Origin of the sequence: Microbacterium sp. Leaf288, assembly GCF_001422925.1 — a bacterium.
Classification (GTDB): domain Bacteria; phylum Actinomycetota; class Actinomycetes; order Actinomycetales; family Microbacteriaceae; genus Microbacterium.
This window is the reverse complement of sequence record NZ_LMNI01000001.1, coordinates 565,877-590,039: the sequence shown is the minus strand read 5'-3', so window position 1 is coordinate 590,039 and position 24,163 is coordinate 565,877. Positions and strand designations below refer to the sequence as shown.

The following is a 24,163-nucleotide window of genomic DNA, read 5'->3' as shown; positions in this document are numbered from 1 at the left end:
TGCTGACATGCGGGCCGACAGGCATGCGGGCGCGGCGAAGGACGCCGGGCGCGACGCGCGGGCACGCGGGTGCGTGGCGCGCGGGCGTGCGGGCGTGCGGGCGCGTGGGCGTGCGGGCGTGCTGACACGCGGGCCGACAGGCAAGCGGGCGCGGCGAAGGACGCCGGGCGCTACGCGCGGGCACGCGGGCACGCGGGCGCGTGGGCGCGTGGGCGCGCGGGCGGGGGCCCGGGCGGGGGCGCGCGGGCGTGCGGGCGCGGGCGTGGGCGTGTGGGCGTGCGGGCGTGCGGGCGTGCACGCCAACAGGGTTGCCGATCTTCGCCCTCAACACCGGCTTCTGGCCGGACACCGCGGGGAGGCATCCGCTGTTCTGAAAGCCGATGCCTCGGCGGCTTCCTCTGCCGTACTGTGAGCGGATGGCGTTCGATCCGCGCGACGTTCCGGCATTCGTGGACTTCGTGCGCGCCGAAGCGCAAGGCGTCGTCGCGACCGTGTCGCCGTCGGGGGCGCCCGAAGCGGCGCTCGTGGGAATCGCCGCGCTCGACGACGGCACGCTCGTGTTCGACACCCTCGCCCTCTCGCGGAAAGCGGAGAACCTCCGCCACGACCACCGCATCGCCGTCGTCATCGGGACGGACGGCGCGGTGTCCGTCCAGATCGACGGCTTCGGGACGATCGTGCACGGAACGCTCCGCGAAGAGTACGGCGGGGCCTACAACGAGCAGTTCCCCGGGTCGCGCGCGCTCGATTCGGAGTTCGCGGTCATCGTCGTCCGCCCGGCGTGGGTGCGGGTCTACGACGCGTCGACCAGCCCCGCCAACGTCACCGAAGCGCGCTGGTGACCCCACCGGCGGCGACCGCCGGATGCAGGTGCTCGGACGACAGCGCCACGACCGCCTGGTGGGCGCCGGCGGCGAGGCATCCGTCCAGTCCTTCACCGGTGAGCGAGGCGGCCAGGAACCCCGCGAAGAACGCGTCGCCGGCGCCGTTCGTGTCGACGACGTCGACCGGAACGGCCGCGACCGTCGCACGTTCGCCCGACGCGGCGAGCGCGACAGCGCCCTGCGCCCCGCGGGTGCATACGGCGAGCCGCGGACCGCGGTCGAGGCAGCTCTGCATGAGCGCCCACGGATCGTCGGTCGCGTCGTCGTTCATGAAGACCACGTCGGCGGCGCGGAGGAACGGCTCGTGGAACTCCGCCGTCCCGTCGTAGTCGTGCAGGTCGGTCCATATCGGAACGCCCGCAGCGCCGGTGAGTCGGCGGTGCACGATCGCCACGCCGACCTCGCTGAGATCGACCACCGCGACGTCCGCTCCGGCGAGGGCGTCGTCGATGCGATCGATCGTGTCGACGGATGCCGCCGACGGCGTCGCGAGGTAGAGACTCACGCGCTCCCCCGTGGCGGTCATCAGATTCGCATGGCGCTCGGTGCGCTCCGAGGGGTAGGCCTCGACCCGCACGCCCGCCGCGTCGAGCGCCTCAGCCACCCGGCGGCCGTCGTCGTCGGCACCGAGGAGCGCGTGGAGGGCCACGTCGACGCCGCGATCGGCCAGGTGCAGAGCCTTGCCGGCCGACGTCCCGCCGAGGGTGTGCAGATCACCGAGCGCGAACTGCATGTGCGGCACCGGCTCGGGAAGTCGGTCGAGGAGGATGAGGTGGTTCCACGAGGCGGGCCCGCACAGGGCGACCCGGGCGTCAGCGAGGGGCATCCGCCCAGTAAACCAGCGGTCTTCTGCTCCCAGCTCCTCAGCCCCGTCGACGACCCACGCAGCTGCTCCGATGGACGGCGCCCGCTACCGCGGCTGCCACGCCACCCAGGTGCGGCCGGCCACGAGCGCCGAGTTCGCCGCGGCCAGGCGCTCAGCGGGGTGGTCCTGCGCACGGCTCGTGCCGCCGCGCCAACCGTCCCCGCGCTGCAGGCGGAACGACACCGGCAACTCGGCGCCCTCGGTGAACCGCTCCGACAGACCGCCCTCGACCACGGAGAACACGGTCTGCTCCATCTCGTCCGCAGTGCTCTCCCATGTCTCGTCGCACGCGTCGCAGCCGCACACCGGAAAGTACGCGTCGACGAGGAAGCCGGCGTGCAGATGGATGCCGGGGAACGACGTGAAGACGAAGGTCAACGGCGACGCAGCGTCGTCGGCCGGTCGCACCCGCACGGCTCGCACAGCATCAGCGGGCACCCGCGCGAGATCGGCTGCGGCCTCCGGGGAATCCTCGACGGTGACGTCGAACGACTGCGCCAGCCACGTGATCAGAGCATCCGCGACGTCGTGCAGGGGCGCGAACCGCTCGAGATTGCTCGTCACCGAGTACGTGTCGTGGGGCGGCGACTCACCGCCCCACCGCTCGCCGTAGGCGATCGGCGCACCCGATGCGTCGACGAACTCCCGGGCCGGCGGCGACGGGCGCAGGTAGCCGGGCATGCGGCCAACCTATCGCGGCGCACCGGCCGACTGCGTCCCCGGCTACTCCTCGAGCGGCCCGAGGTCGGGCCCGCCGACGAATCGCGCGATCGCGTCGGCGACACGATCCAGCTCGACCACGACGACGACGTTCTCCCCCGCGTTCAGCGCGGCAGCCGGGACGTACAACGTGCGCTGCGGGCCGTTCGACCAGTAGCGGCCGAGCAGGAAGCCGTTGATGAGGGCGAAGCCCTTGCCCCAGCCGTGAGTGTCGAGGAAGAGGTCGGCGGGATCGTCGAGCGTGAACGAGCCCCGCAGCACGAACGGAGCGACGCCGATCGTCGAGGAGACAGCGGTCGCAGCATCCGTCGCCGCAGCAGCGAGAGCGGCAACGTCGATGGGCGTCGCGGTCCACCCGGTGAGGGGCTCACCCGCCAGCGTCACCGGCCCGATGAGGCCCTTGGGCTCGCCGAGGCGCACGTCGTAGTTGACGCGGCCCTGCTCTTCGACGAGGACGCGCAGCCGGCGACCGGCGGGAACGACGAGTGCGTCCTCGTGCCGCGTGCGCGACAGCGTCCCCACCGCCACACCGTCGACCGAGACCCACGCGTGATCGCGCACCTCGCCGAAGCGGAGCACTCCCCCGCGGCCGCCGAGCTCGGCCTCGTACGCGACGAGCGCGCTCAGGTGTCCGAGATCCTCGAACGTCGGCGGGGTCTCGTGACGAGACACGGATGCCGCCACCACCGTCTCGACCGGCTCCAGCCCCACCTCGAACGTGGGTGCCGGGCCGCTCGCCGCGGGCACCTCGTCGGGCACCGGCGCGTACTTCGCGATGACATCACGGAACGCGAAGTACTTCTCGGTCGGATCTCCACGCTCGTCGAGCGGGGCGTCGTAGTCGTACGACGTCACGATCGGCAGGTACCGGCCCTTGTCGTTCGCGCCGTTCGTCAGCCCGAAGTTGGTGCCGCCGTGGAACATGTAGAAGTTCACGGACGCGCCCGACGCCAGCAGCGCGTCGAGCTCGGCGGCCGACGCCGCAGCCGGTGTCGTGTGGTGCGTGTTGCCCCACCAGTCGAACCACCCGTCCCAGAACTCGGCGCACATGAGAGGCCCCGTGGGCTGGTGCCGGCGCAGGGTCTCGAGGCGCTCGGCCGCGCGGGATCCGAAAGAACCCGTGAGATGCACGCCCGCGACACTGCCGTCGCTGAGCATCTGGTCGGTCGGCTGGTCGATCGTGGTGAGCGGGACCGTGATGCCGGCATCCTTCGTCACCTGCACGAGGTGCTCGAGGTAGGCGGTATCGTCGCCGTACGCGCCGTACTCGTTCTCGATCTGCACCAGGATGACGGGTCCGCCGCGGTCGATCTGGTACGGAGCCACGATCTCGTACACCCGCTCGAGGTACGCGGTCACCTCTTCGAGGTAGCGAGGCTCGGAACGACGAAGGCCGATGCCTTCGAGCGCCGTCAGCCACACGGGGAGTCCCCCGTTGTGCCATTCGGCGCAGATGTAGGGACCGGGCCGCACGGTCGCGTGCATGCCCTCCGCCGCGACGAGGTCGAGGAACCGGCCGAGGTCGTTCCAGCCGGTCGCGTCCCACTCGCCGCGCACCGGCTCGTGGGCGTTCCACGCGACGTACGTCTCGATGGTGTTGAGGCCCATGAGCTTGGCCTTGCGGATGCGATCGGCCCACTGTCCCGGGTGCACCCGGAAGTAGTGCAGCGCCCCGGCGAGCACCCGGAAGGGCTCTCCGTCGAGGAGGAAGTCGGTCTCGCCGATCGCGAACGAGCGCGCGCCGGCGGTCATCGCGCAGCCTTGCGGGCGTGGAGCAGTGCGGCGAGGCGCTCGAGCTGTGATGCGTCTTCGAGGGCCGAGCCGACGGCGGCGACGCGCACCCCGGCGTCGAGGAACTCCTCGACGTTCGAGGCGTCGAGTCCGCCGGTGGCGACGAACGTCACCTGCGGGAACGGTCCGCGGATGTGCTTGAACCAACCGCTGCCGAGCCACGTCGCGGGGAACGCCTTGAGCCACGTGAGCCCGAGCGAGACGGCGAGCTGGACCTCGCTGGGGGTGGCGACTCCGGGGAGGATCGGGATGCCGGCATCCTGGGCCGCCCGGACGACGACCGGATCGAGTCCCGGCGAGACGAGATACACCGCGCCGGCGTCGGCGGCCCGCGTCACCTGCTCCGGCGTGATGATGGTGCCGGCACCGACGCTCTTGCCGCGGGCGTTCGCGGCCTCCACGACGGCGCGCAGGGCGCGCTCGTCCTCGTCGGTCTGCAGCGGCACCTCGACCGAGTCGATTCCGAGGTCCCACGCCGTCTCGGAGAGGCGCACCGAGCGCTCGACGCCCATGCCGCGGAGGATCGCCATGAGCGGCGCCCCTGCGAACGCCGTGTCGAACCACGCGCCCTGGGCGGCAGCTGGGCCCACGCGCCCGGAGGCTCCGGCCGACGCGCCAGCGGCGACCGGAGGGGGCGTGGGGACCATCGCGCTCGATGAGGTGGGCTGGGAGGTCATTCGCGGGTCCTTCGGGTGTCGGGTTCGGTCATCGTTGCGGGTTTGGGGCGCACGGCGTGCGTTCGGGGCGTGCGGCGTGCGCCCCGAACGCTCGGGACGCGCCCCGAACCCGTCACGTCGGGGTCGGGATGCCGGCGGCGGGAGCCGGAGCGGCGGGCGGAGCCGGGGCGGCGGGCTCGTCGATCGAGTCGGTGGTGGTCTGGAGGGTGCGGGCGGCGCGGGCGTGGCCGGCCCGCAGGCGGTCGGACACCGAGTCGCCCGAGAGCCGTCCCGCGAGGTACCCGCCGGCGAAGGCGTCGCCGGCGCCGACCGGTTCGACGACCTCGACGACGAGCGCCGGCTCGAACACCTCGTCGTCACCGACGAAGGCCGTCGCGCCGATGTCGCCGTCCTTGACGATGAGCTCGGCGACGTCCGGCAGGAGGGCACGCACGTCGGCGGCGGTCGGGGTGGACCAGAGCGTCTCGGCCTCGTCGCGGCCCACGAGCACGATGTCGGCGCTGCGGGCGAGCTCGAGCAGCACCGGCGCGGCGGTCGCGGCATCCCACAGCGGCGCGCGGTGGTTGACGTCGAACGACACCGGCACGCCGTGCTCCCCGGCGCGAACGATCACACGAGAGAGGAACGCGGCGGCGGACGCCGAGATCGCGGCCGTGATGCCCGAGACGTGCAGCAGGTCGACGCCGTCGAACGACACGTCGTCCGCGTCGGACTCCGACAGATGCGCCGCAGCAGAGCCCCGGCGGTAGTAGAGCACCCCGTTGCCGGGATCCTTCACGTACAGCCCGGTCGGATGCCCGTCGTCGAACACGACGCCCGAGACATCAACGCCCCGCCCCGACAGCTGACGCGCGATGCGGTGCCCGAGAGCGTCCTCGCCGAGCCGGCTGAACCAGACGGCGCGGTGTCCGAGCGCGGCCACGTGCGCGGCGACGTTCGACTCCGCTCCCCCGGCATCGAGCAGGAACGCGTCGGCGTCGGCGACGGGAGCCGCGATGACGGGCGTCACCATAGCCATGGTCTCGCCGATCGCGAGCAGAGTCCGGGGCACCCCGCCAGCGTAGTCAGGCTGCAGCATCCGTCGCCCTCCCCGGCGGGATCGCGCGAAACTCGGAGATCCGGATCCCGGCGGCCGCCGGCGCACTGCCGGCGGCGTCGAACCGCGTCATCGCAGATCGGTGACGGGGGCTGCGTCCATGTCGTCGAACGCCTGGTTCTCGCCGGCCATCGCCCAGATGAACGTGTACGACGACGTGCCGACCCCGGAGTGCAGCGACCACGAGGGCGAGATGACGGCCTGGCGGTCGGCGACCACGAGGTGGCGGGTCTCTTCGCGCTCGCCCATGAGGTGGATGACGCGGGCGTCCTCGGGCAGGTCGAAGTACAGGTAGCACTCGGTGCGGCGGTCGTGGGTGTGCGCCGGCATGGTGTTCCACATCGAGCCCGGGTGCAGCTCGGTGACGCCCATCACGATCTGGCAGCTCTTCACGCCGTTCTCGTGGATGTACTGGTTGAGCGTGCGGCGGTTCGAGGTCAGCTGGTCGCCGAGCTCGCGCACGGTGCCCTCGCCGGGCGACACGAGGGCCGCCGGGTACGCGGTGTGGGCGGGCGCCGAGAACAGGTAGAACTGCGCCCCCGTCTCGCCCGAAGCGTCGGCGAACGACACGGAACGGATGCCGCGGCCGAGGTACAGGCACGCGCCCTTGACGAGCGTGTAGACCTCGCCGTCGGCGGTGACCGTGCCGGTGCCGCCGACATTGATGATGCCGACCTCGCGGTGCTCGAGGAAGTAGTCGCTGCGGATCTCGGGGTATCCGCCGAGCTCGAGCACCGCGCCCGCGGGCACGGCGCCGCCGAGCACGATGCGGTCGTGGTGCGTGTACGTCAGGCGGATCTCACCCGGCACGAAGACGTCGGGGATGAGGTACGTGTCGCGCAGGTCCTGCGTCGTCATGCCCGGGATCTGGGCGGGGTTGGTCGCGTAGCGCTGCGGGATGTGCGTCTCGGTCACGAGTTCTCTCCTGGTTCTGCGTGGGGGTGCGTAAGGGTCAGCGGACGAGCCAGCCGCCGTCGACGGGGATGACGGCGCCGGTCACGTAGGCGGCGGCGTCGGAGGCGAGGAAGACGAAGACGCCTTGCAGATCGGATGCCTCGCCCCAGCGTCCTGCGGGGATGCGAGACAGGATCGACGCGGCGCGGTCCTCGTCGGCACGCAGCGGTGCGGTGTTGTCGGTCGCCATGTAACCGGGGGCGACGGCGTTGACGGTGACGCCCGCGGCCGCCCACTCGTTCGCCAGCGCCTTGGTGAGCCCGGCGACGGCGTGCTTGGAGGCGGTGTATGCCGGAACGAGAATGCCGCCCTGGAACGACAGCATCGACGCGACGTTGATGATGCGTCCGCCGCCGTTCGCGAGCATGTGGCGGCCCGCGGCCTGCGACAGGTGGAACACCGCGTCGAGGTTGATGGCGAGCACGTCGTCCCAGTCCCCGAGCGGGTACTCGGCGGCCGGCGCGCGACGGATGGTTCCGGCGTTGTTGACGAGGATGTCGAGGCCGCCGAGCTCGGCGATCACCTCGTCGACCGCGGCGGACAGCTCGTCGGGCGTGGCCGACACGAGGTCGCGCTGCACGCGGTGGACGCGGCGGCCGGTCGCCTCGATGAGCTCGGCGGTGGCCGATGCGTCGCCTCGGTCGAGGAGCGCCACGTCGGCGCCGGCCTCGGCGAGGGCGACGGCGGCGCCCTGGCCGAGACCACGGCTCGAACCGGTGACGAGCGCGACCTTGCCGTCGAGGCGGAACGAATCGAGGATCATGCGGCGGACTCCAGGCTTGCGATGAATCGGGTGGTGAGCTCGCCGAGCCCCGAGATGCGCACGGTGACCGCGTCGCCGGCGGCGAGCGGGCGATGCGCGTCCTGGGCGGCGGGCAGCTTCTGCGGCGTGCCGGTCGAGACGATGTCGCCCGGCTCTAGGGTCAGCACCTGGCTGAGGTGGTGGATGACGTACGCCACGCTGAAGATCGTGGTCGACGTCGACTGCGACACCGTGACGACCCCGTCGCGCACGACCTCCACGAGGAGGTCCTGCGGGTCCGGCGCCTCGTCGGGCGTGACGACCCAGGGCCCGAGCGGCGCGAAGCCGTCGGAGCACTTGCCCAGCGCCCATTGGCTCTGCCGGCGCTGCCACGCGCGGTCCGACACGTCGTTGAGGATCGTGTAGCCGCCGACGTGGTCGAGGGCGTCCTCGAGTGACACACGCTGCGCGCGCCGGCCGATCACCACGGCCACCTCGCCCTCGTAGTCGACGTCCGTCGCACCCGGCGGGATCACGACGGCGTCGTTCGGGCCGGCGAGCGTGTTCGACGTCTTCACGAACACGTCCGGATACTCCGGGTCGTTCGCGGTCGGGTCGACGCCGTCCGGCACGTGTCCACGGTAGTTGTACCCGAGGCAGAGGATCTTGCCCGGCACGACGGGAGCGAGAAGGTCCGCCGCATCGACCACCCGCAGGGAATCCGCATCCGCCGACGCCACCGCAGCCTGCGCCGCGTCCAGTGCGGCGTCCGATGACAGCAGCTCCGTCACCGAGCCGGCGATCCCGCCGAGGTCGAGCACGCGATCGCCGGCGACGACCGCGGCCGGACGGGCGCCGTCCGCCCCCGCGTAGGTGACGAGCCTCACCAGTACTTCCTCCACTCCGGACGCGCGACGCGCATCAGAGCCTCGAGGTAGAAGTAGTCGCCCCAGAGCGTGCCCTCGTCGACGCCGTTGTCCTTCGGCAGGTCGTAGACCGAGTGCAGGATCAGAGCGTCGGAGTCCTCGGCGTTCACCGGCGTGTAGTTCGCGATGAGCGACGCCAGGATCGAGTGCGCCCGGGAGGTCCACTCGGCGGCGCGCTCAGCATCCGTCTCGACCTTGGCGAGCTCGAGAAGGCCGCACACCGCGATCGCGCCGGCCGAGCTGTCGCGCGGGGCGTCGCTGCCGTCGGTGTAGACGAGGTCCCAGAACGGCACCTCGTCGGCCGGCAGGTGGCGCAGGAAGTACTCCGTGCAGCGACGGGATGCCTCGAGCAGGCGCTCGTCGCCGGTCACCGCGTAGTTCATCGCGAAGCCGTAGATGCCCCACGCCTGGCCGCGGGCCCAGCACGACTCGTCGGCCGCGCCCTGCTCGGTGCCGCCGCGCAGGGCCTCCCCGGTCTCGGCGTCCCAGTAGAACGTGTGGAAGGTCGAGTCGTCCTCGCGGAGGATGTGCTCGCGTAGCTGCGCGGTGTGGCGCACGACCGCGTCCGCGAAGCGCTCCTCGCCGGTCTGCTCGTGGGCCCATGTCAGCAGCGGCATATTCATGAGGCTGTCGATGATGGTGCGTCCGCGCTGGGCGGGGTCGGAGAGGTCGCCCCATGCCTGGATGATGCCCGCCGGCTCGAGGAACCGGCGCATCAGGTGGTCGGCGGCGAGCAGCGACGCGTCACGCGCCTTCGGGTCGCCGACCAGGCGCCACGCGGCGACCGTCGACAGCGTGTAGAGGAAGCCGAGGTCGTGGGTGTCGAGGTCCTCCTCGGCGCGCACGCGACGCTCGAAGTCGGCCGCGTCGATCCGCGCGGCGTCGCGATAGTCCTCATCGCCCGAGAGCTCCCAGGCGAGCCACAGCAGGCCGGTGCGGAAGCTCGTGGTCCAGCCGCGGTTGCCGCCGAGCGGGATGCCGCCCTCGGCAGGACGCAGCTCGTAGCGGTCGTCCACCGTCGTGTCGTCGGGGTACGCACCCCCGAACTTCGCGATGTTGCGCCGGATCGTCGACAGCGCGGCGGCGATGGCCGCGTCGGTCGTGGTCTCGGTGGTGCCCGCGGCGGGCGAGGTGGACGTCATGGAGAGATTCCTTCTGAGGTATATGCAGAGAACGGATGCCGCGGGCTCAGGCCTGCGCGGCGGCCTTCTCGTCGAGATCGAGCACGGGGCGGAGCGTGAAGCGCGAGTTGGTCCACGCGAAGAAGAGGGCAGCGGAGGCCGTGAGGCCGAGCCCGAGGGCGGGCGCGGTGGCGAACACGGCGACCTGGGCCGCCAAGGCCGCCAGCGACGCTGCCGTGAGGTACCAGCGGCGCAGGCTCAGGTAGAGGCCGGCCCGCAGCACGTCGCGCAGGCGTGCGGTCGGCACCTCCGAGATCGCGACGAGGGCGACGAGCCCGACCGCGATCGCGAGCAGCGCCAGGACCCCGAGGAGCGGGACGGTGAACACGGCCACGGCCGTGGTCGACAGCATCCGTACGTCCACGAGCAGCACCACGACGACCGCCGCGACCGCGGCGCCGATCAGGAGCGCCCGGCGCCACGTGGCGCGCAGCCCCGCGACGAACGCGCGGATCGGGCCCAGCCCGCCCTCCCCGTGCTCGCGGAACGCGCGGAACGCGGCAGCGAGACCGGGGGCGGCGAGCGGCACGGCGATCGCGAGCAGCGGCCACGAGTACAGCGGGTCGGTCGTGACCAGCAGCACCACGAGCGGCAGCGACGAGACCACCAGCAGCAGGTTCACGATGAGCCCGAGATAGATCATCCCGATGAGGGACGCCCACGTCTCGTGCGACACCAGCCCGTTGAGCTTCTTCATGGCCTCAGCCCTTCAGACCGCTCGTCGCGATGCCCTCGACGAAGTACTTCTGGCCGAGCAGGAAGATGATCGCGATCGGGATGACCGAGATCGTCAGGCCGGCGAACAGGAGCGCGTAGTTCGTGTCGAAGAGGTTCGAGACGAAGCCCTTGAGGCCGAGCTGGATCGTCCAGAGGTCGGGGTTGCGCAGGTAGATGAGCGGCCCGAGGTAGTCGTTCCAGGTGTTGACGAACGTGAGCAGCGTCAGCGAGGCGAGCGCCGGGATCGACAGCGGGAGCATGATCCTGCGCCAGATCGCGTACTCGCTGAGGCCGTCCAGACGTGCCGCCTCGGAGAGCTCCTCGGGGATCGTCTCGTAGAACTGCTTCATCAGGAACACGCCGAACGCACCGAACGCCTGCAGCAGGATGATCGACCACAGCGTGTTCGACACCTTGAAGTTCGAGAGCAGGATGAACTGCGGGATCATGTACGACTGCCACGGGACGGCGATCGTGCCGACGTAGAGCAGGAACAGCACGTCGCGGCCGCGGAAGCGCATGCGGGCGAAGCCGTACGCCGCGAAGGAGCCGGTCAGCACCTGCAGGAACGTGACGACCACGGCCAGGAACAGCGTGTTGCGGATCCAGACGAGCATGTTCGACTCGGTCCAGATGTCGATGTAGTTCTGCCACACCCACGTCTCGGGGAGCCACTTCACCGGCACCGAGAAGACCTCGTTGGCCGACTTGAACGAGCTCAGCACCATCCACACGAACGGCGCGAGCAGTCCGATGGCGAAGATGACGAGTCCGACGTACATCGCGATCCGGGCGATACGGCGGCCGGGGGTCATCTTCTCGGTGTAGGCGACCTGGGGCTGCGGCTCCGGGGTCTGTTCGGCGAGCTTGCGCAGTCCGCGACGCGCGCCCGCGGGGGCGGTGAAGTCGGAGACGAGGAGCTCGGCGTCCTTCTCGATCTGCTCGGCCATCAGCTGCTCCGCTTCTTGTTCCAGAGGAACTGCACGATCGTGACGATGATGCACATGAAGAACAGCGCCACGGCAGCGGCCGACGCGTAGCCGAACTGGCTCTCTTCGAAGCCCTTGCGGTAGATGAACTGCGACATCACGAGGGTGGACTGACCCGGGCCGCCGTCGGTCATGACGAGGATCAGGTCGAAGATCTTGAACGAGTTGATCGTCAGCATCACGGTGACGAAGAACATGGTGGGACGCAGGCACGGCAGCGTCACGTTGACGAACCGCTGCCACACGTTCGCGCCGTCGACGCGGGCGGCCTCGTGCAGCTCGCGCGGGACGGTCTGCAGCCCCGCGAGGAAGAGGATCATGTAGTAGCCCATGTCACGCCAGGTGCCGACGATGACGACGGCGGGCATCGCCCACTCGGGCGAGGTGAGCCATCCGGGCGGGTTCTGGATGCCGATGAAGCGGAGGAACTCGTTGATGGGGCCGTATTCGGGGCTGAAGAGCAGGTTCCACACGACCGCGATCGCGACGATCGAGGTGATGTACGGGAAGAACGCGGCGGTGCGGAAGAAGGCGACGCCGCGGAGCTTGTTGTTCAGCAGCAGCGCGAGACCCAGCGACACGAGGATCGTCAGCGGGATGTGCAGCGCCGAGTAGTAGAGGGTGTTGAGAACCGAGATGCGGAAGCTGCCGTCGCCGATGAGGCGCTGGAAGTTCGCGAGTCCGACCCAGTCGGCCTTGCCGAACACGTTCCAGTTCGTGAACGACATGTAGAACAGCACGATGATCGGGATGAGCGTGAGCAGCCCGAAGCCGATGAAGTTCGGAAGGATGAAGCTCCACCCGATGAGGGTGTTGCGCAGCCGCAGCTTCGAGCGCCGAGGGCGCACGGGCGGCGGCGCGGTGCCGGCCTCTGTGGCGGTGATGGTCGCCATGGCGGACCTCCAGTGGGGTGGTGACGTCGGGGGGGGGCGGTGGCCGGTCCGCCGCAGGGTGCGGACCGGCCACCGGGTCGGGCCCCGGTGGGCCCGGAGAGATCAGTCGGTGCCGACCTCGTTGGCCACGCGGTCCTGGGCCTCCTTGATGGCGTCCGAGACGCTCTTGGAGCCCGACATGATCGCGGTGTGCATGTCGCCGAGGATGCCCTGGATCGCCGCCGTCTTGCTCGACGTCGGGTTCTCCGGGTGCACCTCGTGCGTCGAGTACGCGAACTTCGACAGGTCGTCGGTGGGAGCCCCGTCGACCGAGAAGTAGGTCTCGACGACCGAGTCCGTCAGCAGCGCCGGGGTGATGCCGATGTTCGCGAGCACCTGGGCGCCCTCTTCACCGGCCGCGAAGGCGAGGAACTTCTTGGCCGCGGCCACCTTCGACTCGTCGATGCCGGCGTTGATGCCGAAGCCGGTCGGGTCGCCGAAGGTCACGGGGGTGTTCTCCAGACCCGCGGTCTTCGACGAGACCTGCGGGATCGGTGCGATGCCCCACTCGAAGTCGTCGGCGTCGCCCGAGGCCTGCTGCGCGATCAGCGTCGCGACGAACCACGTGCCCATCTGGAGCATCGCGGCGTTCTGCTTGCCGAACTCGCCCTGGTAGGTGAGCTGGTTCGCCTTGGCGGTGTTGAAGTCCACCTGGTCGCCGGCCGACTGCAGTGCGAGCACGTTGTCGTAGAACGGCTCCATGTACTCGTACTCGCCCTTGAGGATGTCGCCGTCGGACTGCGCGTTCGCGAAGCCCTGGACGGTCGACTGCCAGTTGTGGAGGTACGCGCCCTTGGCCGAACCGCCCGCAGCGGCGATGCCCTCGGTCAGCGCCGCCGCGGCGTCGCTGTAGTCGTCCCACGTCCACGAGCCGTCGGGGTACTCGACGCCGGCCTGGTCGAAGAGGGCCTTGTTGTAGTACAGGACCCACGAGTCGTTGCGGTAGGGCACCGCGTACGCCGTGCCGTCGACCTCGTACGACTTGGCGCCGCTGATGCCGTCGGGCAGCTCGACATCCGACACGTCGAGGAGCTGGCCGCCCTCGACGAACGTCGGGACGAACTTGACCTCCTTCTGCGTGATGATGTCAGGGCCGGAGCCCGCAGCGAGGTCGGCGGTGAGCAGCGTGTTGTACTCCGCCGCGTCGTAGCCCTTGAGCTCGACCGTGATGTCGGGGTTCTCCTCGTGGAACGCGTCGGCGAGCGCCTGGAACTCCGGCGTCGTGTCGAGGCTCCAGCCCGAGAGGGAGAGCGTGACCGGACCCGACGACTCCTCGGGCGCGGCCGCGTCGTCGCCGCCGCCACTGCAGCCGGCGAGAGCGAGCGTTGCGACCACGGCGATGCCGGCCGCGGCAGCGTATGAGCGCTTCATTCTGGGGGTACTCCTTTGTGATTGCGGACCCGTCCTCGGGCCCATCGGGTTACCGGTTCGCGGGGGATCCGGGGTGTGCAAGGCGACTCGTGGTCGCCGTTCCGTCCGGCCAGGTGACCGTGGCGGTGGTCTGGTCGCCGTCCTCGTCGAGGACGACCTGTGCGGCATCGGCGGGCGATGCGAGGTCTTCGGTGGTGAGCTCCACGAGCGTCGCGCTCCACGTGCCCGGCTCGACCGGGAACGACACGAGCGGCACACCGGCGACGGGCCCCAGCGGGCTGGCGTCCTCGCGCGTCTCGATGCTCGCCTCACCGTCGCCGAGGAGGGGACGGATGCTGCTGCTCAGCCCCTTCGCGACGACCGAGGCGGCAGCATCCGTGCCACCTCCTGCATCCTCATCTGAGGACGAGAGCTGAGAGGCGGAGGCCGACCCGGCGTGTGCTCCCTCATCTCGGCTCAGCTCCTCAATTGAGGAGCGCGGGGTGTGGGCGTCTGCCAGAGCCCAGCCCCCCACGCGGAGGCGGAGCGACGCGGCGTCGACGCGGGATTCGAGCGCGGCGACGCGGACGAGGCGCACCTCCCACGGGCCGCGCACGAGCGAGTGCACCTCGACGAGGCCGGCGATCTCGATCTCGCCGTCGATGCCGGAGCCGTGGCGCTGGGCCGACGGGCGGAGGTCGATCCAGTGGGCGCGCGAGACGGACGCGGCGATGCCGACGCGGCCGCCCTCGTCGTCCTGCACCCGCACATCGATGAGGTCCATCGCCGCGCGGTGCGTCGCGCGGCCGGCGGCGTCCACCAGGGCGACGGACTGCTCGAGGGGCTCCTCGAACGCGCGCTGGTTCGCGAGCGGGCCCGCCGCCGTCGCGTACCCGATGCGGGCGTAGAGGGGCGAGTCGCCGACGAGGCTGCCGCCTGCGGCGTGGTCGGTGCCGTGGTTGACGATGCGCACGATGCCGTCGGCCCGCGTGCCCGAGATCACCCAACCGGCAGGGCGCACGGTGCGCAGCTCGTCGCCCGACTCGATCGGCAGCGGCTCGGTCTCGGCGGCCCACACCGGGTGGTCCGCGGGGAGCGCGATGCCGAGGAGGCCCTTCACGGCCCAGTACGGCGAACCCGGGCCCGAGTAGGACTGGGCGAGCTCGCGCCACTCGTGGTGCCACCCCATGGTGAGCACGCCGTCCGCCGTCGGAACGCCGGCGTCGTCGAAGTGCGCGACCACGGCGTTCGCCGCACGTCGCAGCTGCCCGAGCGGCACGGACGGGACCTCGGCGATCGCGCCGACCCAGAACGGGGCGGCGGCGGCGAAGCGGTAGATGAGGCTGCGGCCCTGCACGAGCGGCGAGCCGTCGGCGCCGACGAGGGTGACCGCGTCCTGCAGGAAGCGGTCGAGGCGCGCGATGTCGCCGGGCGTGCGGCCGGCGGCGAGCTCTTCAGCGCCCCGCATGCGCGACCACAGCACGGGGTAGGTGTGCAGGGCCCAGCCGACGTAGTGGTCGTACGAGCGCTCGAAGCCGTCCGAGATCCAGCCGTCCTCGCGCACGAGCACATCGTGCAGCGCGAGGTCGTCGGCGATGTCGCCCTGCGACCAGGGCCCGCCGACCGAACGGAGGAACGTCTGGACGACGACGCGGAACCACAGCCAGTTCGTCTTGGGGTACGTCGCATCGCCCACGACGGGAGCGAGGTAGTCGATGACGCGCTGCTGGGTGAGAGCGTCGAGGCGGTCCCAGATCCACGGGCGCGTCATGTCGAGCACGAGCGCGAGCGATGCCGCCTCGACCTTGGCCTGCGCGTGCTCTTCGAGACGGACCCAGCGGTCTTCGGCCTCGGGGTCGACGCCCGTCACGATTCCGCGGCGGTAGAAGTCGGCGAGCTCCTCGGTACCCTGCCCACGCGCCCCCGCGATGCGGAATCCGGCGAGGAGGAAGGTGCGGGCGAACCCCTCGAGCCCGTCGACGGCGTGGCCGTAGCCGCCCTCCGCGCCCGGGAAGTGGATGCGGCCGGCACCGGGCGACGCGTGGGTGCGGGCGGTGTCGAGCAGGCGGTCGGCGTAGGCGAGCCATTCGTCGCGTGTCCAATCGAAGCCCGTCGCGATGTGCGCCGACGTGGTGGGCTGCTGGACCGTCACTGGGATCTCCCTTGATGCCTTCTTCTCGCCGCCGGAATCAGATCAGCGGAAAGCGAACGTTTGGGACTGTAGCAACCCAATTCGTTCATTGCAAGGTTGTTTGAGATTCGTTATGATCGTTTATGATCGCTTTGGGTTCATAACGAGCCTCACTGCGGGTGGATCCCCCACCCATGGTGAATCAACGAGGAGGAACCTTGACGACCGCGACGGATGCCTCTCCCGCGACGTTCCAGGGTGAGCTGGCCGCCGCCTACCATCGGCAGGCCGGCATCGACGCCGCCGGTTTCGGCGCGGCACTCGCCTCCCTCCTCGAGGAGTCCGAGCGCGCACTCCCGGTGGCACCCGCCGAGGACCGCACCGTCTGGGGACCTGACGGCAGCGCCGATCCTGTCGCCGTCGCCGACGTCCTCGCCCGGGCCCACGCGGATCTCGGCCGCCCGTGGGGCGTCCCCCTCGCCACCGCCGCGGCGCGCATCCACGACGACGGCGACCGCGTCGGGTGGGAGACCGTCGTCTTCGAGCGCCAGTTCCGCCTGGCCCGCGCCGCGATCGCCGCCGCGCACCACGCCGACGACCCCGAGCTCGGCCCCGCGTGGCTCGCCGAGGTGCTCGACGGCGTCTGGCTGATCTGCGAGCAGAGCACGTGGTGCTGGCCGGCCCACGACGACGCCTTCCGAGAGCGCGGATCCGTCCTCCCGACGGTGACCGCCCCGTACCTCGACCTCGGCGCGGGCGAGGCGGTCGCCCTGCTCACGTGGGTCGACCAGCTCCTCGGTGCACGGCTCGAAGCCCGGTACCCCGGCATCCGTTCCCGCATCCGCCACGAGGCGCGCGTGCGCGTGTTCCAGCCGTTCATCGAGCGCCGCGACTGGCACTGGATCGGCCTCGACGGCGACGTGCACAACTGGAACCCGTGGATCCACGGCAACGTGATCACCGCGGCGCTGCGGCTGCTCGACGACCCGGCCGAAGCCGACGAGCGGGCGCGCATCGTCGCCCTGGCCATCGAGGGCATCGACCGATACGTCTCGGTGCTGCCGGCCGACGGCGCCATCGACGAGGGGTACGCGTACTGGTGGAACGGCGCGTGCCGCGCCCTTGAAGCCCTCGACATCGTGCGCCACGCGACCGGGGGAGTGCTCGACGCCTCCGGCATCCCGGCGCTGCGCGAGACCGTCGCCTTCCCGCACCGCATGCACCTCGGCGGCGACTGGTACCTGAACCTCGCCGACGGACAGGCGCGCATCACGGACCGGCAGCCGTGGCACGCCTTGCATCGTGCGGCGCGGAACACCGGGGACACGGATGCTGCCGCCCATGCTGCGTCGCATCGTCACGCCGGCACGCCCGCGGCCACCGAGCACGAGGGCTTGGGGCGCCTGCTGCGCGGCATCACGGATCCGGCCTGGGTGGGCGCGGCACGCGAGACGTCGCCGTTCCCGCGCGACGTCTGGCTGCCCTCGACCGAGGTGCTGCTGGCCCGTGAGCACAGCGGGACTGCGCGGGGCCTGACGGTCGCCGTCAAGGGCGGGCACAACGGCGAGCACCACAACCACAACGACGTCGGCTCGTTCGTCGTCGCGTCGGACGGCGTGCCCGTCATCGTCGACGCGGGCCGGCCGACGTACACCCTGCAGACCTTCGGCCCCAGCCGCTACGACATCTGGACGATGCAGAGCGGGTGGCACAACGTGCCCGTGATCGGCGGTGTCGAGCAGAGCCCCGGCGCCGAGTTCGCAGCATCCGACGTCGAGGTGTCCGTCGATGACGCGTCGCTGTCGCTCGACCTCTCGGGTGCGTACGCCGGCGCGGCGCCGTGGCGGCGCACGGTGCGCCTCGAGCGCGAGACGCGGCGCGTCGTGATCGAGGACGCGTGGCCGGCTTCGGTCGCCGAGCCTGTCGAAACGCCCCGGACGGACGAGAAGTCCCAGGTGCGGATGCTGCTGGCCGGCGACGTGCGCAGGGACGCAGCATCCGTCATCGTCACGCCGCTCGACGGCGCGACGCCCGTCCGCATCTCGTGGCCGGCGGGCGTGGAGGCGTCTCTCGTGGTGCGAGAGCTCGACGACCCGGTGCTGTCCGGCGTGTGGGGCGCGCGACTCACCCGGCTCGATCTTGACGTGACGACGGCCGACTCGGTCGCCGTCACGGTAGAACTGGACCTGACGAACGCGGAGGACGCCCGATGACCGACCAGACTCCGGCGCTGCTGGCCGCGGAACGGCGGGCGCACGTGATGGCCACGCTCGAGCGCGACGGCGCCGTGCGGGTCGCGCAGCTCATGGACGAGCTCGGCGTCGCCCCGGTGACGCTGCGCCGCGACCTCGCCCAGATGGAGCGCGAAGGCCTGCTCGTGCGCGTCCACGGCGGCGCCGTGCCTCCCGCCGGGGGATTCGACGACGTCGAGCCCGGGCATCCGCTCGCCGCCACCCGTACCGGATCGATCGCGATGCTCGTGCCGTCGCTGAGCTTCTACTGGCCGAGCGTCGTGCGCGGCGCCGAGACCGAGGCGACGCGCCACGGTCTGCGCGTCGTGCTGCGCGGCGCGTCGTACGAGCTGCAGGACGAGCGCCCGGTGCTGGAGCGGCTCGTCCACACCGAGGGTGTGCGCGGGCTCGTCGTCGCACCGAACACCGACACGCCCCACGCGCAGGACGTCGTGCAGTGGCTCGCCGAATGCGGTGTCCCCAACGTGCTGGTCGAGCGCGACGCGGTGGTGCTGCCGGACGGCAGCCCCGTCGAGAACGTCACGACCGACCACGCGCTCGGCGCCGTGCTGGCGGCCCGGCACCTCGCCTCGCTCGGCCACCGCCGCGTCGGGCTGATCATCGCGCGGGACTCGCCGACCTCGCGCAAGATCGCCGCCGGCTGGCAGGCCGCCTGCCTCGAGCTCGGCCTCACCCCGTCGGACCACTTCGAGACGAGCCTGCCACCGCGCACGAGCCCCGACTTCTCGGCGGTCGTCGACGCCACGCTCGACGCCGCGCTGTCGAATTCGGTCACGGCGATCCTGGTGCACTCCGACCCCGAGGCGATGGCCTTCGTCGATCTCGCGCTGAACCGGGGGATCTCGGTGCCCGGCGACCTCTCGGTCGTCGCCTACGACGACGAGGTGGCCGAGCTCTTCACGCCCGCGCTCACCGCCGTGAGCCCGCCCCGCCACTCCGTCGGCCGGGCGGCCGTCGACCTGCTGGCGCGGCGCATCGAGGACCCCACACGCCCGGTGCACCGCGTCGTGCTCAACCCCACGCTGAACGTCCGCGGCTCGACCGCTCCGCCCCGCGGCGCTTAGGCGCGCAAACGCCCGGGGCTCGCTAGAGTTCCGCCATGGGGGAGGACGTCCCGGCACAGGAGTTCACCCGCGCCGACCGCACACGCCATCGCGAGAAGGTCCGGCGCAACCTCGACGTGTTCGCGCGCATGCTGCGCGAAGCGCACTTCGACACCGACGACCCGCTGACCGGCCTGGAAGTCGAGCTGAACCTCGTCGACGAGGCGGGAGACCCGGCGCTGCGCAACGCCGAGGCGCTCGAAGCGATAGCGGATGCTGCGTTCCAGACCGAGCTCGGACAGTTCAACATCGAGATCAACGTGCCGCCGGCCCGCCTGCGCGAGGGCGGCCTGACGACCTTCGAGGAGGGGCTGCGGCGCAGTCTCAACCATGCCGAGGAGCGGTCGGCGACGGTCGGCGCGCACCTCGTGATGATCGGCATCCTGCCCACGCTCGCGGAGGGACACCTGCGGCCCGACAGCATCAGCGCGAATCCGCGGTACCGGCTGCTCAGCGAGCAGATCCTCGACGCGCGCGGCGAAGACATCCTGATCAAGATCGACGGGCCCGAGCGGCTCCTCACGACGGCGGACTCGATCCTTCCCGAGGCGGCCTGCACCAGCACGCAGCTGCACGTCCAGACCTCACCGGACTCATTCGCGGCGTACTGGAACGCCTCGCAGGCGATCGCGGGGGTGCAGCTCGCGATGTCGGCGAACTCGCCGTATCTGCTGGGCAAGCAGCTGTGGCACGAGACGCGGATCCCGCTGTTCGAGCAGGCGACCGACACCCGCAGCGAAGAGCTGAAGGTGCAGGGCGTGCGCCCGCGGGTCTGGTTCGGCGAGCGCTGGATCACCTCCGTCTTCGATCTCTTCGAGGAGAACGTCCGGTACTTCCCCGCGCTCCTGCCGATCGTCCACGACGACGACCCGATGGCCGTGCTCGACGACGGCGGCATCCCGGCCCTCGCGGAGCTGCGCCTGCACAACGGCACGGTCTACCGGTGGAACCGCCCGATCTACGACGTCGCAGACGGCGTGCCGCACCTGCGGGTCGAGAACCGCCTGCTCGCCGCCGGGCCCACCGTCGCCGACATCATGGCCAACGCCGCGTTCTACTTCGGGCTCGTGCGCGCGATCGCCGAGAACGACCGGCCGCTGTGGTCGCAGCTGTCGTTCACCGCCGCCGAGGAGAACTTCCACAGCGCCGCCCGTGACGGCATCGACGCCCAGCAATACTGGCCCGGCGTCGGCCAGGTGCCCGCGACGGAGCTCGTGCTGCGGCGCCTGCTGCCGCTGGCGCACCGGGGTCTCGAGGCGTGGGGCGTGGAGACAACCGTCCGAGATCGCCTGCTCGGCATCATCGAAGGACGATGCCTCACCGGGGTCACGGGCGCCGGCTGGTTCACGGACCGCATGCATCGCCGGGCCGACATGGACCGCTACGACGCGCTGCGCGCCACCCTGCTCGAGTACCGCGAGGCGATGCACACGAACGAGCCCGTGCACACCTGGGAGTGACGCGGGCCCACCCCGTCAGCCGGCGAGGGCGGCCGCGCGCCAGTCGGTGAGCACGCGAGCCGCGGCACGCGTGTGGGCCCAGGGCATCTCGGGCACCTCCAGCCGGCCCTCGGCGAGCGCCAGCGACAGCGCGTCGGCCTCGGCGGCCATCGGCTGCACCACCGGCAGCTCGACGACCCGCTCGTCGGTCCCGCGGCGCACGATCAGCGTCGACGGGCTCTCGGTGCGACTGCCCCACACATTCGGCAGCAGCACGTCGGTCTCGGTCTCACCGAACCACAGCATCGCCACGTCGGAGAGGTCCTCGACCACCGACGTCGCCAGCTCTGCCGTCACCGTGCCGAAACCGACCTCAGCGGTCGCCCACCCGTCGACGCCGTTGACGAGCTCTGCCTGGAAGCTGCGGTACTCCGGCGCGTCGATCGGCTGTCCGGCCGCGGCCGCGAGGTCGATCGCGAGCGCCAGCGGGTAGCAGCCGACGTCGAGGATCGCGCCGCCGCCGACCGCCGGGTCGAACAGACGCCCCTCGCGCGTTCCGGCGTCGAAGCCGAAGGCACCCCCGAAATGCTCCAGGCCTCCGAACTCGCCGCCCGCGGCGAGTTCCCGCAGCGCGTCGGCGAAGGGGCCGAAGCGCGTCTTGAACGCCTCGAGGAAGGGCCGCTGCGCGCGCTGAGCCGCGTCCAGGATCCGCTCGACCTCCGCGAGCGTCGGACTCGCGGGCTTCTCGCACAGCACGGCCTTGCCCGCTTCGAGAGCACGGATCGCGAGGTCGGCGTGGGCCGTGTGGACCGTCCCGATGTACACCGCGTCGACGTCGTCGCGCGCGAGGATCTCGTCGTAGGTTCCGGATGCCTCGGCCCCGTGCTCCGCCGCGAACGCCGCCGCGCGCGGGGCCGACGAGCTGCCCACGGCATGCAGCATCCCGTATTCCGATGCCCGCAGTCCGACCACGAAGTCCCGGCTGATCCACCCCGGCCCGAGGACCGCCCATCTCGTCTGCGCCTGAGTCACGCCCTGATGCTACCGAGCAGCACCCACCTCTGGGCGAGACTGCGCGACAGCACCGCGCATCCGCCGGGATCGGTGCTTCTGTGCGGTCTCGCATGCTGACGGAGCGAAGGCGGATGCTGCGGCGCGGCGCACGCCGTGCGTCAGGCGATCGGCTCCGCGGACTCGCGCGCAGCGCGGGCGGAGGACCGGATCGCGCCGATGCTCGCGGCGATGACCAGTGCGATGCCAAGGAGCTCGAGCCACGTCATATGTTGTCCGAGGAATATGAAGCCCGCGAGGGCCGCGGTGGCCGGCGCGAGACTCATCAGGATCGCGAAGACGGCCGCCGGGAGGCGCCGGAGAGCGATGAGCTCGAACGCGTACGGGATCGTCGACGACAGCACCGCCACCGCTGCACCGAGCGCGACGATCTCGATCCGCAGGAGGGCGGCTCCGGCATCCGCGATCCCGAACGGCAGGGCGATGACGGCGCCGATCGCCATCGCGAGCGCGAGCCCGTCGAGCCTGGGGAACGCCCGCCCGACGCGCGCCGAGGCGAGGATGTAGAACGCCCAGCTGCCGGCGGCGCCGAGCGCGAACAGCACGCCGAGCGGGTCGAGCCGGTCCCACCCGCCGCCGCCCAGAGCCACGACTCCGGCGAGCGCCAGAAGCGCCCACAGCCACGCCGACGCGCGGCGAGCCGCGACGATCGACAGCACGAGGGGCCCCAGCACCTCGATGGTCACGGTGACCCCGAGCGGAAGACGCTCGAGGGCGAGGTAGAACAGGCCGTTCATCAGCGCCAGCACGAGTCCGAAGAGCGCCACTGCCCTCCAGTCGGCGCGGGAGTGACCGCGCACGCGGGGTCGCGCGATCAGCAGCAGCACGACGGCCGAGAACACCAGGCGCAGCATGACCATGCCGAGCGGGCCGACCTGGGGGAACAGCAGGACGGCGATCGACGCGCCGACCTCCTGGCACGCGAGGCCCGCGATCACCAGCAGGATCGCGGGCGAGGTGCCCGAGCGGCCACCGCCCGAGATCGTCGCGCCCGCGGAGTCTGCGCCCGCGTTCACTCCGACGCCGGCGGCGTGCAGACCGCGAGCGTGTCGATCGCGGCGTGGTACTGCTCGGCGGTCCAGGGAAGACCGGCCTCGGGTGCCGTCTCGCCCGCGGTGGCAGGCGTCTTCGACGCGATCGCCGCGAGCTCCCACGCGAGGTACTCACCCACCGCGGCATCGGCCGCGGAGTTGTTGAGGACGATCGCGACCGTCAGCCCGGTCGTGGGGTCGGCGAAGGCCGCGGTGATGTACCCCGGCACCTTCCCGTACTGGCCGATGAGCGAGCCGGCGATGAGCGCACCGCCGTCCGCGGCGTACCACGACGGGGCATCGGCGGCGACCGCCACCGGCGCGTTGAATCGGTCGTCGTCTTCGACGAGCGAACCGGACGCCAGCGCCTGCACGTAGCGGCCGAGGTCATGGATGTCGGTGATCGCGCCGGCGTCGGTGAAGCCGCTGCTCGACGAGGCCGTGGTGAGATCGAGCGGCTGCGCGCAGTCGAGCGCACCCTCGGCGTTGTTGACGGACTGCCCACCCTTGAGCATGCCCGGGGCGGGGAGATCGCCGAGCGCGGTGGCATCGAGCCCGAGCGGGTCGGCGACGTAGTCGTGGATGAGGGCGGCGGCCGTCTTCTCGGTGGCGCGCTCCAGTGCGAGGCCGAGCAGCACGTACCCGGCGTCCGAGTCGCGGTAGGCCGCGCCCGGGTCGGCCGTGCGGGGCTGGCCGAGTCCGAAGCTCGCCAGATAGCGTGGATCCCAGTTCCGGTCGGGATTCGAGAGCCAGGACGAGTACAGCTGGCCCGCGTACGAGCCGATGCCAGACGTCCCGTCGCAGAGCTCGATGAGCGTCACGTCCTTCAGATCGGGCACGCCCGAGACGTAGTCGGTGATGCTGTCGTCGAGCTTGACCTTGCCCTCGGCGGCGGCCTCGAACAGCACGTCGCACGTCATGGCGCGCGTGACCTTGCCCGCACGGAACACCAGATCGTCGGTGACCTCGCCCCCGCCGTCCGGACGCTGCGTGCCGAGGCCGGCGACCCAGCTCCCGCTCCACGGCGCCCACACGCCCACGATCGCGCCGGACGACCCGGTGACGCCCATCGCGTGGGTGACGGCATCCGTCAGCTGCTGCACGGTCTCGTCGGCGAAGGCCGCGGTCGTCTGAGGGGGCAGGTCGGGCTCGATGTCGCCGTCGAACGAGCACCCGGCGAGGAGCAGAGCGGATGTCAGGGCACCGGCGACGACCGCGATGGCGCGTCGATGTGTGGAGCGGGTCCGCATTCTCACCCCCCGATGATCGTGCAATGAATTCAAACACACCATGGTCGCTTGCGTTGAACGGC

The 24,163-nt window shown here is 71.2% G+C and carries 21 protein-coding genes; 4 read left to right on the top strand and 17 right to left on the bottom strand.

Translation table 11 applies throughout. The features are described from left to right. The first annotated feature begins 416 nt into the window (after positions 1–416). On the top strand, positions 417–842 hold the full coding sequence (locus ASF40_RS02450) for a pyridoxamine 5'-phosphate oxidase family protein (RefSeq protein WP_056365845.1): 426 nt from the start codon (positions 417–419) through the stop codon (positions 840–842). On the opposite strand, the gene ASF40_RS02445 is transcribed toward ASF40_RS02450, so the two are convergent. The 14 genes from ASF40_RS02445 to ASF40_RS02380 all read right to left on the bottom strand — a co-directional run bounded on the left by ASF40_RS02445 (position 823) and on the right by ASF40_RS02380 (position 15,976). Further along, positions 823–1,710: a carbohydrate kinase family protein gene (locus tag ASF40_RS02445; RefSeq protein WP_056365842.1), complete on the bottom strand. Its 888-nt coding sequence runs from the start codon at positions 1,708–1,710 to the stop codon at positions 823–825. The genes ASF40_RS02450 and ASF40_RS02445 overlap by 20 nt on opposite strands. A gap of 84 nt (positions 1,711–1,794) precedes the next feature. Beyond that, positions 1,795–2,430, bottom strand: coding sequence for a DUF6226 family protein (locus tag ASF40_RS02440; RefSeq protein ID WP_056365839.1), 636 nt, complete (start codon positions 2,428–2,430; stop codon positions 1,795–1,797). A gap of 42 nt (positions 2,431–2,472) precedes the next feature. Further along, positions 2,473–4,221, bottom strand: coding sequence for a glycoside hydrolase family 35 protein (locus tag ASF40_RS02435; protein ID WP_056365835.1), 1,749 nt, complete (start codon positions 4,219–4,221; stop codon positions 2,473–2,475). Continuing rightward, complete coding sequence (locus tag ASF40_RS02430; RefSeq protein ID WP_235560104.1) at positions 4,218–4,937, bottom strand: bifunctional 4-hydroxy-2-oxoglutarate aldolase/2-dehydro-3-deoxy-phosphogluconate aldolase; 720 nt, start codon at positions 4,935–4,937, stop codon at positions 4,218–4,220. Before ASF40_RS02430 ends, ASF40_RS02435 begins: the two co-directional genes overlap by 4 nt. Before the next feature lie 112 nt (positions 4,938–5,049). Continuing rightward, positions 5,050–5,988: a sugar kinase gene (locus tag ASF40_RS02425; RefSeq protein WP_235560103.1), complete on the bottom strand. Its 939-nt coding sequence runs from the start codon at positions 5,986–5,988 to the stop codon at positions 5,050–5,052. A 114-nt stretch (positions 5,989–6,102) separates the two neighbouring features. Continuing rightward, entirely contained in the window at positions 6,103–6,948 is an 846-nt protein-coding gene (gene kduI, locus ASF40_RS02420; protein ID WP_082496802.1) for a 5-dehydro-4-deoxy-D-glucuronate isomerase, read from the bottom strand. A 37-nt stretch (positions 6,949–6,985) separates the two neighbouring features. Then, a complete protein-coding gene (gene kduD / locus ASF40_RS02415) occupies positions 6,986–7,750 on the bottom strand; it encodes a 2-dehydro-3-deoxy-D-gluconate 5-dehydrogenase KduD (protein ID WP_056365831.1) in 765 nt (254 codons plus the stop codon). After that, positions 7,747–8,616, bottom strand: a complete 870-nt coding sequence (locus ASF40_RS02410) for a fumarylacetoacetate hydrolase family protein (RefSeq protein WP_056365828.1) — start codon at positions 8,614–8,616, stop codon at positions 7,747–7,749. The genes kduD and ASF40_RS02410 overlap by 4 nt, the downstream gene beginning before the upstream one ends. Next, positions 8,613–9,797: a glycoside hydrolase family 88 protein gene (locus tag ASF40_RS02405; RefSeq protein WP_056365825.1), complete on the bottom strand. Its 1,185-nt coding sequence runs from the start codon at positions 9,795–9,797 to the stop codon at positions 8,613–8,615. The genes ASF40_RS02410 and ASF40_RS02405 overlap by 4 nt, the downstream gene beginning before the upstream one ends. A 46-nt stretch (positions 9,798–9,843) precedes the next feature. Continuing rightward, positions 9,844–10,533 (bottom strand): DUF624 domain-containing protein, encoded by a 690-nt coding sequence (locus tag ASF40_RS02400; protein WP_056365822.1) that lies wholly within the window; start codon positions 10,531–10,533, stop codon positions 9,844–9,846. A gap of 4 nt (positions 10,534–10,537) precedes the next feature. Then, positions 10,538–11,503, bottom strand: a complete 966-nt coding sequence (locus ASF40_RS02395) for a carbohydrate ABC transporter permease (RefSeq protein WP_082496801.1) — start codon at positions 11,501–11,503, stop codon at positions 10,538–10,540. Further along, positions 11,503–12,435: a carbohydrate ABC transporter permease gene (locus ASF40_RS02390; protein WP_056365819.1), complete on the bottom strand. Its 933-nt coding sequence runs from the start codon at positions 12,433–12,435 to the stop codon at positions 11,503–11,505. The genes ASF40_RS02395 and ASF40_RS02390 overlap by 1 nt, the downstream gene beginning before the upstream one ends. A gap of 102 nt (positions 12,436–12,537) precedes the next feature. Beyond that, positions 12,538–13,845 (bottom strand): ABC transporter substrate-binding protein, encoded by a 1,308-nt coding sequence (locus tag ASF40_RS02385; protein WP_056365816.1) that lies wholly within the window; start codon positions 13,843–13,845, stop codon positions 12,538–12,540. 49 nt (positions 13,846–13,894) lie between these two features. Continuing rightward, the gene (locus ASF40_RS02380) at positions 13,895–15,976 is read right to left on the bottom strand and encodes a DUF2264 domain-containing protein (protein ID WP_056365813.1); all 2,082 of its coding nucleotides are present in this window, start codon (positions 15,974–15,976) and stop codon (positions 13,895–13,897) included. A 197-nt stretch (positions 15,977–16,173) separates the two neighbouring features. Here ASF40_RS02380 and ASF40_RS02375 point away from each other — a divergent pair, with 197 nt between their 5' ends. The 3 genes from ASF40_RS02375 to ASF40_RS02365 are packed head-to-tail and all read left to right on the top strand — an operon-like array spanning position 16,174 to position 20,770. After that, entirely contained in the window at positions 16,174–18,168 is a 1,995-nt protein-coding gene (locus ASF40_RS02375; protein ID WP_235560102.1) for a heparinase II/III domain-containing protein, read from the top strand. After that, the gene (locus ASF40_RS02370; RefSeq protein ID WP_056365806.1) at positions 18,165–19,271 is read left to right on the top strand and encodes a substrate-binding domain-containing protein; all 1,107 of its coding nucleotides are present in this window, start codon (positions 18,165–18,167) and stop codon (positions 19,269–19,271) included. The genes ASF40_RS02375 and ASF40_RS02370 overlap by 4 nt, the downstream gene beginning before the upstream one ends. Before the next feature lie 35 nt (positions 19,272–19,306). After that, complete coding sequence (locus ASF40_RS02365) at positions 19,307–20,770, top strand: glutamate-cysteine ligase family protein (protein ID WP_056365804.1); 1,464 nt, start codon at positions 19,307–19,309, stop codon at positions 20,768–20,770. 15 nt (positions 20,771–20,785) lie between these two features. Here ASF40_RS02365 and ASF40_RS02360 read toward each other — a convergent pair whose 3' ends face one another. The 3 genes from ASF40_RS02360 to ASF40_RS02350 form a co-directional block, all read right to left on the bottom strand. After that, positions 20,786–21,781 (bottom strand): Gfo/Idh/MocA family protein, encoded by a 996-nt coding sequence (locus ASF40_RS02360; protein WP_056365801.1) that lies wholly within the window; start codon positions 21,779–21,781, stop codon positions 20,786–20,788. Positions 21,782–21,921: 140 nt separating this feature from the next. After that, positions 21,922–22,803 (bottom strand): EamA family transporter, encoded by an 882-nt coding sequence (locus ASF40_RS02355; protein WP_082496845.1) that lies wholly within the window; start codon positions 22,801–22,803, stop codon positions 21,922–21,924. Positions 22,804–22,832: 29 nt separating this feature from the next. Further along, positions 22,833–24,101 carry a serine hydrolase domain-containing protein gene (locus ASF40_RS02350; RefSeq protein WP_056365798.1) on the bottom strand — a complete coding sequence of 423 codons (1,269 nt, stop codon included), beginning with the start codon at positions 24,099–24,101 and terminating at the stop codon, positions 22,833–22,835. Positions 24,102–24,163 lie beyond the last annotated feature (62 nt).

Bases quoted from the DNA above. Each gene is read 5' to 3' on its own strand.
- ASF40_RS02430 (WP_235560104.1), bottom strand. From the start codon at position 4,937: ATGACCTCCCAGCCCACCTCATCGAGCGCGATGGTCCCCACGCCCCCT.
- ASF40_RS02395 (WP_082496801.1), bottom strand. From the start codon at position 11,503: ATGGCCGAGCAGATCGAGAAGGACGCCGAGCTCCTCGTCTCCGACTTC.
- ASF40_RS02450 (WP_056365845.1), top strand. From the start codon at position 417: ATGGCGTTCGATCCGCGCGACGTTCCGGCATTCGTGGACTTCGTGCGC.
- ASF40_RS02435 (WP_056365835.1), bottom strand. From the start codon at position 4,221: ATGACCGCCGGCGCGCGCTCGTTCGCGATCGGCGAGACCGACTTCCTC.
- ASF40_RS02445 (WP_056365842.1), bottom strand. From the start codon at position 1,710: ATGCCCCTCGCTGACGCCCGGGTCGCCCTGTGCGGGCCCGCCTCGTGG.
- ASF40_RS02365 (WP_056365804.1), top strand. From the start codon at position 19,307: ATGGGGGAGGACGTCCCGGCACAGGAGTTCACCCGCGCCGACCGCACA.
- kduD (WP_056365831.1), bottom strand. From the start codon at position 7,750: ATGATCCTCGATTCGTTCCGCCTCGACGGCAAGGTCGCGCTCGTCACC.
- ASF40_RS02440 (WP_056365839.1), bottom strand. From the start codon at position 2,430: ATGCCCGGCTACCTGCGCCCGTCGCCGCCGGCCCGGGAGTTCGTCGAC.
- ASF40_RS02405 (WP_056365825.1), bottom strand. From the start codon at position 9,797: ATGACGTCCACCTCGCCCGCCGCGGGCACCACCGAGACCACGACCGAC.
- ASF40_RS02400 (WP_056365822.1), bottom strand. From the start codon at position 10,533: ATGAAGAAGCTCAACGGGCTGGTGTCGCACGAGACGTGGGCGTCCCTC.
- ASF40_RS02390 (WP_056365819.1), bottom strand. From the start codon at position 12,435: ATGGCGACCATCACCGCCACAGAGGCCGGCACCGCGCCGCCGCCCGTG.
- ASF40_RS02370 (WP_056365806.1), top strand. From the start codon at position 18,165: ATGACCGACCAGACTCCGGCGCTGCTGGCCGCGGAACGGCGGGCGCAC.
- ASF40_RS02385 (WP_056365816.1), bottom strand. From the start codon at position 13,845: ATGAAGCGCTCATACGCTGCCGCGGCCGGCATCGCCGTGGTCGCAACG.
- ASF40_RS02350 (WP_056365798.1), bottom strand. From the start codon at position 24,101: ATGCGGACCCGCTCCACACATCGACGCGCCATCGCGGTCGTCGCCGGT.